Source organism: Shewanella sp. SG41-4 (assembly GCF_014164505.1).
Lineage (GTDB): Bacteria > Pseudomonadota > Gammaproteobacteria > Enterobacterales > Shewanellaceae > Shewanella.
The window spans coordinates 1-1110 of record NZ_JACJFI010000656.1 but is presented as its reverse complement, the minus strand read 5'-3'; the positions used below and the strand labels follow the sequence as shown (position 1 = coordinate 1110).

Sequence of the window (1110 nt, the reverse complement as noted above, 5' to 3'; positions counted from 1 at the left end):
CGCTAAAGAAGTGAAGAAAGTTATTGATGATAAAGCTAAATACACCGATTGGAACAAGCGGGATGATATTAAGGCTGAATTGCATTTTGACTTAATCATATTACTTGATGAATGGGGGTACCCTCCTATTGACCGTGATGAAGTGTACAAAGAGATTTTTGAACAAGCTGAAAACTTTAAAATAAATAGAGCTTCATAAATAATTAAAGGTTAAGGGAATAATGATAAATAAAGCAAAGCTCAGGGAATTGATTTGTGCCGCATTATCAGAGTCAAGCCAATCAATCATAGATGCTGAAGTTGATAGACATGCAATAGACATGCTTCCTCAATTAGAAAAGCTTACAACTTACCCTGATTGGCATTCACGACATGATACTCTTGCAGATATCGATTTTATGATACTGCGGATTAATAGTAACAAAGTCTTCGAGCAGAATTTACGTGATGCCCTAATCAATTATTTAAAGCTAGACTCTCAAGATTCGCGCCCAAGTTGGTTTGTTGGTGCTCACTGGGATGATGAAGATCAAACATCTAGATTTTTAGATCAAGGTATTTGGGAAAATGGTTACGATGAAAAGTATTCTCATCTAGTAAAAAGTATAAAAGTTGGCGATAAAATTGCCATTAAATCCACTTACACTCGTAAAAAAAATCTACCATTTGAGAGTAGAGGCCATTCTGTGTCGGTTATGGCCATCAAAGCTATTGGAGTTGTTACCGAGAATAAAAAAGATGGGAAGTTGATATCTGTTGAGTGGAAGCAGTCAACTCAACAACAGAGAGAGTGGTATTTTTATACGGGTAGGCAAACCATATGGAAAGTTGAACCTGGTGAATGGATAGCAAATGGGCTTTTAAACTTTACCTTTTATGAACAAGAACAAGATTATAAAAGGTTCATGAATCATAATTTTTGGAAAGAGCGATTTGGTAATACGCCTGAAGAAGATATTCGCTTTAAGTGGACTAAATTTTATGAATCAATTGCTGATGCACTTCTTGTTTATATAGATAGAAGAGCTGAGTTGTCATCTTTTATTGTAGATCTTGCTGCAAAACATAAGCTTTCTTATTTGTATGATAAAGGCATAGAAGATATTGACC

General features: G+C 35.0%; 2 protein-coding genes. Both read left to right on the top strand.

Annotation, left to right across the window (positions count from 1 at the left end; genetic code table 11):
* Window positions 1–199, top strand: a 199-nt coding sequence (locus tag H5202_RS23040; protein WP_182774060.1) for a type I restriction enzyme endonuclease domain-containing protein, incomplete at its 5' end; no start/stop codon positions are given.
* Window positions 200–221: 22 nt separating this feature from the next.
* The coding region (locus H5202_RS23035) for a hypothetical protein (protein WP_443019474.1) at window positions 222–1110 on the top strand (889 nt) is incomplete at its 3' end.